General features: G+C 38.3%; 6 protein-coding genes and 4 pseudogenes. 7 read left to right on the forward strand and 3 right to left on the reverse strand.

Translation table 11 applies throughout. The features are described from left to right. Nucleotides 1–225 precede the first annotated feature (225 nt). Nucleotides 226–1,209 (reverse strand): replication initiator protein A, encoded by a 984-nt coding sequence (locus tag EKM65_RS10760; RefSeq protein ID WP_125608354.1) that lies wholly within the window; start codon nucleotides 1,207–1,209, stop codon nucleotides 226–228. A 617-nt stretch (nucleotides 1,210–1,826) separates the two neighbouring features. On the opposite strand from EKM65_RS10760, the gene EKM65_RS10765 reads away from it, so the two are divergent. The 5 genes and pseudogenes from EKM65_RS10765 to EKM65_RS10785 all read left to right on the forward strand — a co-directional run. Continuing rightward, the gene (locus tag EKM65_RS10765) at nucleotides 1,827–2,654 is read left to right on the forward strand and encodes a ParA family protein (protein ID WP_125608356.1); all 828 of its coding nucleotides are present in this window, start codon (nucleotides 1,827–1,829) and stop codon (nucleotides 2,652–2,654) included. Beyond that, on the forward strand, nucleotides 2,654–3,055 hold the full coding sequence (locus EKM65_RS10770; protein WP_191987325.1) for a hypothetical protein: 402 nt from the start codon (nucleotides 2,654–2,656) through the stop codon (nucleotides 3,053–3,055). The genes EKM65_RS10765 and EKM65_RS10770 overlap by 1 nt, the downstream gene beginning before the upstream one ends. 656 nt (nucleotides 3,056–3,711) lie before the next feature. Further along, nucleotides 3,712–4,023: a hypothetical protein gene (locus tag EKM65_RS10775; protein ID WP_125608360.1), complete on the forward strand. Its 312-nt coding sequence runs from the start codon at nucleotides 3,712–3,714 to the stop codon at nucleotides 4,021–4,023. A gap of 49 nt (nucleotides 4,024–4,072) precedes the next feature. Then, a pseudogene (locus EKM65_RS10780) lies at nucleotides 4,073–4,873 on the forward strand (Y-family DNA polymerase); the annotation flags it as partial. A gap of 641 nt (nucleotides 4,874–5,514) precedes the next feature. Beyond that, a pseudogene (locus EKM65_RS10785) lies at nucleotides 5,515–7,026 on the forward strand (sigma 54-interacting transcriptional regulator); the annotation flags it as partial. A gap of 13 nt (nucleotides 7,027–7,039) precedes the next feature. On the opposite strand, the gene EKM65_RS11590 reads toward EKM65_RS10785, so the two are convergent. Next, entirely contained in the window at nucleotides 7,040–7,285 is a 246-nt protein-coding gene (locus EKM65_RS11590; RefSeq protein WP_318531116.1) for a type IIL restriction-modification enzyme MmeI, read from the reverse strand. Here EKM65_RS11590 and EKM65_RS10790 point away from each other — a divergent pair. Beyond that, a pseudogene (locus EKM65_RS10790) lies at nucleotides 7,235–7,447 on the forward strand (tyrosine-type recombinase/integrase); the annotation flags it as partial. The gene EKM65_RS11590 and the pseudogene EKM65_RS10790 sit on opposite strands and share 51 nt — an antisense overlap. Nucleotides 7,448–7,535: 88 nt before the next feature. Then, nucleotides 7,536–7,895: a DUF1304 domain-containing protein gene (locus EKM65_RS10795; protein WP_125608364.1), complete on the forward strand. Its 360-nt coding sequence runs from the start codon at nucleotides 7,536–7,538 to the stop codon at nucleotides 7,893–7,895. A gap of 21 nt (nucleotides 7,896–7,916) precedes the next feature. Here the strand turns inward: EKM65_RS10795 and EKM65_RS11370 are convergent. Next, nucleotides 7,917–8,277, reverse strand: a pseudogene (locus tag EKM65_RS11370) (hypothetical protein); the annotation flags it as partial.

Genomic DNA, 8,277 nt, shown 5'->3' on the forward strand with positions numbered 1-8,277 from the left:
ATTTGTTTACAAGAACGTGTGATAAAAAACAAGTTATTAAAAACCGTACGACTAGTCAAACCAGGATTTTGAAGTCACCAATCCCTTGGTTTGTGAGATTAGTTCGCGTTTGTCACGAACATATGTTCGCTAAAATTATTACACGTTTGACAACAAATTACAAGGCGAACAAGCTAAATTCATTTATTATTTTTATATCACTTTTTAATAATCATCTGGACCAAACTAGTTCTCTGCGGCGTCTGTATCACGTGCATGATTTGCTGCTAGATAGTCACTAAAACATGTTTTCATGATTCCAAACAAATAATTATCTTGATTTTTAATTCTAGAATCTGTTTTGCGCTTTAAATAAAATCTTTTCAAAGCCGCATTAATTTGATCGGTCCATTCCCAAGTGATAATAAATTCATTAGTTAAGGCTTCAACGTTCTTTTTTGCGTTTTTGACAATCTTTAACGTATTCATAGCGTCTTCAAGATTAATGGCAAATAAGCTAACTGTTTTGAGGATTGGTTCTGTGAACTCACCATATCCATCAGCTTCGAGAAGTAGATTAGGTAAATTCTGAAGTAGTTCTCTATCTTGGTCTTGTTCACGTTGTTCGAGTTGTTTATTTTGAGAATCTGCAAGATCTTTAAAATCTTTAAAATCTAAATCTATAGAATCTAGATTGGGTAACATTTTGTTACTTCCGCTATTGGCGCGGGTTTCAGATTGTACAATCGTTGATTTTCCTGGAAGTAACGTTTTGTTACTTCCGCTATTGGCGCCGTTTTCTGGAAGTAATATTTTGTTACTTCCGCTGTTATCAACGGTTGTAGCGTTTTGGGGTTGGTCAGTGTAAATTTCTTCTGGTCGAATTTCGATATCGGCCAGATATAAATGATTTGGTTTATTAACTCCTATTCGGACCTGCATTAGTAAATTGAGAGCCTCTAGCTCTTTTTTTATTTTGATAGCTTTTGGCTTGGCACAATTTAACAGATCGCACAATTCTTCGTTTGTGTAGATAAAATAGACATGTCCTTCTGAATCCACCCAGTGGTTTTGCAATGAATATCTAAGTCGGTCCTTGAGGACTACGTAAGCAATTTTTGCCTCAGCACTCATTTTACTGTAGGTTTGGTTCTTGATAAATGCTATTGGGAACTGTAGATAGATGCTTTTATAGACTGCGGTATCTTGATAATAATTGAATTCTGTCATTTTAATTTTCTCCTAGAACAAAAAATCTATATAAAAAAAGCAAACACGTTGTAAGTTCACTCGTGTCTGCTTAAGTCTTTAAGAATCAGGAATTTGTTTTTTCTCTGATGATTTAGATTTAAGTCCTTGGAATTCCACTTCGAGATGGTATAATAGTACCAGAAGCGGAAGCAAGGAAGACTCGTCAGTGTGTGTGGCGTGTTTTCTGATTATTGTTGGGATTGCAGTCCCAGATAATCAGCTTCTTTTTTTTATGATAATTTAGAAAAGTCATCCGTTAGGGTGCTTTTTTTGTATAGTTCCAAAATTATCGCTTGTTAAAATTTCTACAACCTAAATGTAACTCATAATATAATTGTTGTAAATAGAAACTTTTTTATAGTTTTGTTCTTGGTATACTGGTATACCGTAGTTTTACCGGTATACCAGTATACCAGTATACTGGTATACTAAAAATCGATTAATGAATACCGTTTTATTAAGGCTTTTTCTCTGTAAAGTATGCGAGTATACCAGGATACCAGCATACGAGTATACCAAAAAAACTTTTAGTATACTATTGCGAACGTTGCTTTAAAGGAGTATATTATAATTATTAAATACATGGAGGCATGAATATGGCAACCACATATGTAGTTGGTAACTTCAAAGGCGGCGTTGGTAAAACTAAGCTAGTAACAATGTTAGCTTACGAAAGCTCTCAAGTAAAACACAAAAGAACTCTAGTTGTTGATATGGATCCTCAAGGTAATGCGACTAGTGTATTAGCTAAAACAGGTAACATTGATAAAATTGATCGAAACATCACTGATGGATTCATTAATGGTGACTTGCAAAAACAAATTACCAGCGTCTTACCAAATCTAGATATGATTGGTGCAAATACTGCATTCCGTTCCTTACCGCGGATTCTTATGAAAAAGTTCCAAGATGATGATCTTAAATCTATGACGTACCTCAAAACTCTACTGGAACCACTTCAAAATGTTTACGACGTGATTTACCTGGATGTTCCGCCAACAATTTCTGATTATTCTGATAACGCTATGATGGCCGCAGATTATTGTATTATTGTATTGCAGACACAATCTCTTTCACTTGATGGTGCAAAAACATATATTGCTTACATGCAATATTTAGCGGACAATTTTGATTCACGTTTGGATGTTCTTGGAATTGTACCTTGCATGTTACGTCCTGGTGGCCGTGTTGATGAGACGATTGTTCAACAAGCACGTGATTTATATGGGAATAATGTTCTTAACACAGTCATTAGATATCAAGAACGATTAAAAGCATATGATGCAGAAGGCATTCATGTTGGGACGACTACCACTGGTTTGAAGGACAGTTGGGATCTAAGAGCACATAAAGTTTTTATCGACGTATTAGACGAACTAGGAACACATGAGGATGCTTTCAAAGAAATCAGGGGGACTAATTGATGAGTGATTTTAAGCCTATTATCTCGCATTCCAACAAGGGAAAGTTGAAAACTAAGGAAGTTCAGATCTCTGGAACCAATGATTTTAGTCCAATTAATGTAAATCAGTCATCTGATGATAAGCCCACAACACTAAATAATGAAATGGATCCAAAAAAGGATCCCAGATTGAAAGCAACAATGACAGCCAAACTATCTCCTTATGTCAATCTTCGGATTCAAACATTAAAACCATTTATGGCTGAAGCAGAGGGTGTTGATGCTTCGACCGTTAATGAAATGTTAGGACTTCTCGTTGATTCCTACGTGGATAAACGATTGTCGGCTAGACAATCAGAAGCATTTAATCAGATGGTAAAGACTCAGTTTGATATGATGCCATTAAAAAAACATTCGAAATAAAGAAAAAAGGTCCTCATTTTGAGGACCTTTTTAAGTATACTAGTATACCTAAAATTGATTTCCTATTAGGAAAGATGCCCATAAAGCAGTATTTTCCAAACTAGATTCCGGTATACAAGTATACTGGTATACTTAGAGCCGTTGTTCTAATAATTCAATAAACTACTATTGGTTAACGTATCCCATATGTCATTATGGTTATTTTAAGTATCGATCCCTGGAAAGGAATTAGATGTCGGTCTTTCAGACTTTAGTATTTGCAGTTGCATTTGCAACATTAAAGTCTGAAATTATACAATTTAACTCCTCCAAATATCACCCTTAACTTTGGCCGGTTAGCGGTGATTTAAACTTAAATACTGTTACCATCTTTAAAAGGTTTAACAGAGAAGTCGTGTTTCAGCACGGCTTCTTTTTGTACAATAAGAAAATTAATTGGTGTCAAAACTTATTTAATTAATCGGTATACTGGTATACCAAATTCTTGAAGATATTGTTATAAAACACTGTTAAATATGGTTTCATGTCTTCGCTAATTAGTATACTTGTATACTAGTATACCTGCTGATTAAACTAAATTAATGGAAGAGTACAGCTTGCATTTTCAGAACGCATGTTCGTATAATATACTTATCAAATATAAAAGAGGTTTGATTATGACACCTGAGCAATTTACACATTACATAAATGATCACAGTAGTATTATTATCACTTTCCGCCGTAGCGCCAGTGATTATCAATATGAGAAGAACGCCGAACGTAAACCAATCAAACAATATTCTGATGAACGCGTTGAACATGAAATCGACTTGATGGTAGCTGCTTTCTTGGAAAGCGTTTATACAAGTATTAAATCACAGGTAAAGGAAAATCGAATTCATCCTTATGAATCTTGGGTTAATTACATTGAATCTAATTCATTAATGGATCTGTTGGAAGAAGATGTCGAGACAATTAATCTCGACTAGTCTCTAGATAATTAAAATGGAGACAACATAGAAAATTCCTGGTGGGATTATAATGACACCTCTAGATGATAAAACACGATTACCATATCATGACATCATGTGTATTGATTGTAAGTCCTTCTATGCTTCAACCGAAGCTATCCGACGGTGGTGAGTATCCACTTGCTGCTAAAATTGCTGTAATGTCTAATGAAGAGTCGCAAGGTGGCTTGATTTTAGCTGCCAGTCCAAGTACCAAAAAGAGTTATGGTGTGAAACTCGGTACTCGGCGATACGAGATTCAAGATCAGATGGATATTGAGATGGTTGAACCAAGAATGGCCGATTATATCAAGAAAAATGAAATTATTAATAAAATTTATCGTCAATTTACTGACGATCAGCATTGGTATCCTTATTCAATCGACGAATCGTTTATTGACGTTACCCATTCTCATGAACTCTTTGGCAGTAATGAAGAAATAGCCGAGAAAATCCAGAATGAAGTTTTTGCAAAAACAGGAATTATTACGACCGTTGGCATAGGGGAAAATCCATTACTGGCCAAGTTGGCCCTAGATAATGAAGCCAAGTATGAATCGCCATTTCGTGCTAAATGGACCTACGATCGCGTTCCTGAAACCTTATGGAATATAAAGGATTTAACCTCTTTCTGGTCTATAGGTGCTAAAACGGCACTGAAATTGAATAATATAGGTATCTTTACAATAAAAGAACTTGCACACGCTGATCGACGAAAATTACACGATTGTTTTGGGTCTTGGGTGACGCCTTATATTTCCATGCATGGGGTGTTGATTATTCAGATTTGGAAAAGCACTATGTCCCACGTGAAAACAAGCCCTCATATAAGTTGAGGTAAGAATAGCGAGTTAGCGGCGTTTCAGCAGAGCTAAAAACGTCGAAAATCAACGAAAATACTTTGAAGTGTGCCATCTCTGTGCCACAACTTCATCCAAGGATACCTTATCGGCGGTCATCTAAAACATGGATGATCGCCGTTTCTATCTCACCACTTTGCCGCGCGCACCGTGCAGCGCGAAAGGCGCAAGCGCGAGCAAAGGGCGGTCGGCGTCAGCCGGCCGCCCATACCCCCAGTACTCTAACAGGGGGGTACTAAATATAACCAGATTGCCCGAACACAAGGTAGAGACACTTACGCAACGGCGTTTCTGAATATACTACGAAAATGTGGATGGTACACCCAATCCACCATTTCATCAAATATAAAATCTTGGGACATCGCTAAACTAGCTTAGTGACAGGCGTTAGGTGGATACGCGTCTGGCACGTTAGTTCATCATTTACAAAAAGACGACGAAATCCAAAAGCGTCGACCGATAACCGGCTGGCGCTTTTTCGTCACTCGTAATCCACCCAAACCGAATTGTGTATCGTTCGTCCACACTGTATACATTCTGTATAGACCCATCATCAGATAAGTGCTAGGATAATCGTATGCATGTATCCGATTTCTAGGAGGGGTAACTGATGGACCGTAATCAAGATGTCGTCTACGACGCGGTGCGCGAGCTCATCTACACCGATGGCAACTATACTGACGGTGTTACCACCGATATTGTGGCAGAGCACACCCAGCTACAGCGTACAAACACTTCGGCCTTACTGAATAAGCTGGTGCGCCTTGGTAAACTCAAGAAAACCAAGACGCGCCCTGTACACTACCAGCTGGATGAAGGCACACCAAACACTGATGCCTTCAGCACACTGGTTGGTGCTAATGGCAGCCTGAAGAAAGCCATTCAGCTCGCCAAGGCAGCAGTTCTTTATCCCAGCGGTAATCTCAACATTCAAATCACGGCGCAAACGGGTAGCGGGACCTCAGCGATGGTGGAGCGCATCATTCAATTTGCTGAAGCCAACCAGATGATTGACCAAAAAGCCCCACACGTTGTTGTCAACTGCCGCAATTATGCTGAAAACATCCATAGCCTTGATACCGTCTTGTTCGGCCCGAAGGGCGACTATAAAGGCAGCTGCTTTGAACAAGCCCGAAATGGCATCCTGTTTATTAATCACTATGAATACTTACAAGCTTCACAACAATCAGAAATCATCGACCTGCTCGACCGCAAAGCAGGGGCATTCGCCCCCTTAGCGGCAGACGATAAAACTGGCGCCAAAACGCCGTTCATGATTTTCTCCTGCTCCAACCAGGCCAATCAACAGCTGGAGCGTAAACTACCGGTGACCATCAAGCTGCCAGCAGTCGATGAACGCCCGCTCAACGAAAAACTCGCCCTGATTAATCATTTCTTTGTTGGTGAGGCTAAGACTTCGCAGCGCAAAATCATCGTCTCAACCACCGTGGTTAAGGCGCTGCTACTGGCCGATTACTTCCACAACGTCAAGGATATTATGGCGGCGGTGACGATTGCCTGTGCGAAGGCGTATGTGCGCGTGGTCAACGAACCCGGCCGTGATATCAATGTCTATCTGGATGCCCTCAAACCTGTCACGCAAAAGGCGTTGCTGAAGGAAAAGAAGAATCGTCCGGTTTTAGATGCCTTGTTTGAAGACAGCGAGACCATGATTTTCACCCCTGAAACAGCTGTGGTAACCCGCGATGAGAAGAAGCCCGGACTTGATTTGTATGGCGATATTAATAAGCAATATGCCTTGCTGGTCGACCAAGGCGTCGGTAGCAAAAACATCAAGCACGTCATCAACGACCATATCAAAAAGCTGTTCGAGCGTTATAACTACAACCATCGATACGACCTCACCAACAGCCAAGAACAGCTTGCCAAAATCGTAAAGCCAGAAATCATTACAACCGTGAAGACCTGGCTGGATAACTGCAGTAAAGTGCTTCACTGCACTTTTGAGCCTAGTGTCTTCTACGGCTTGTGTCTGCATATCAACTCACTGCTCACCATCAACATCACTCGGCAGCGCATGAGCTCAGAACAAGCCAAGAAGCTAATTGACCAATATCCTGCCGAATACAAAGAGTCCGTGAAGCTGGCGCAAATTCTCAACGATAATCTGCAGCTCAATCTGTCACCAGAAGAAACTGTCCTGCTGATGATGTTCCTGATTGATTCCAAGCATGAAAATGGGTTGGCCGTTCTGCCAACTTGCGCGTACCAAGGCTTTTACTTGCTAGGCGGAACTCCTGGACCCTTTGAATCCGTTCCAGTACTTGCGGCATCTTGCGCAACTCGCTAGGCGTTGCGTCGCCGACCCAGTGCTTCAAAGAGTCGCAAGTGTTCTTGAATTGGATTATATTGGCACTCATACCATGAGAAAAACATTCGGATATAAGTATTATCGACAATTCAGGGATATTCCCACATTGATGAAAATTTTGAATCATTCTAGTCAAGCAGTGACTATCCGATACATCGGATTAGAAGAAGAAATACGAGCTAGCTTGGATAAGTTCAATCCGTTAGATTAAATTGGTGGTTATAAAATATTTTACAACTCACTTAAAATAACTTATAGTTGGATAGTAATAAAAATAAATTGTTAAGAAAGGAGAAAAAATGTCAATTTTATCAACAGTATTGATTGTTTTAGTAGCTTTGGAATTTTTCTATATCCTATATTTAGAAACGTTTGCTACAACTTCAGACGCTACAAGTCGAGTATTTAACATGACAAAAGAAGAGTTAAAAAGCAAAGCTTTAAACACACTTTTTAAAAATCAGGGTATTTATAATGGTTTGATTGGTGTTGGGTTATTATATAGTGTTTTTCTTTCAAGTAATCCAATCGAAATGAGTAGATTACTATTAATTTATATTATTTTAGTGGCATTATATGGCAGTATTACAAGTGATAAAAAAATTATTCTAACCCAAGGTGGTTTAGCTATTTTAGCACTTATTTCAACATTCTTTTAAGAAAACAAAAAGCACAGTCAATTAAGAGTGTGCTTTTTGTTTATTTCTTTTTATTTGAACCGTATTATATTTCTGTCTATTTGAATCGCTTTTATAGTAAAGATAATGTGCAGTGTTAAAATCATTTTTATCTGAGGAAAAATAGAAAGAGTTTTTAGCTTTTGAATATTTACTTAACGCATAATAGAAATCCATGATTGAGCCAACTTTTTTCGTCTCATATTGTCTATTCTGGTTTTTAGTAAAATAGTAAAATCTATTTAAGGACTGTATATAAACTAAAATATCATCACGAATATATTGCCTATTTTTATCTAGTTTTTTATATGAAAAATCATCTAATCTTGCTTCAATAATAGGTAAATAATCAGCATTAGGAATA

This window comes from Lapidilactobacillus bayanensis (genome assembly GCF_003946695.1).
Taxonomy (GTDB): domain Bacteria; phylum Bacillota; class Bacilli; order Lactobacillales; family Lactobacillaceae; genus Lapidilactobacillus; species Lapidilactobacillus bayanensis.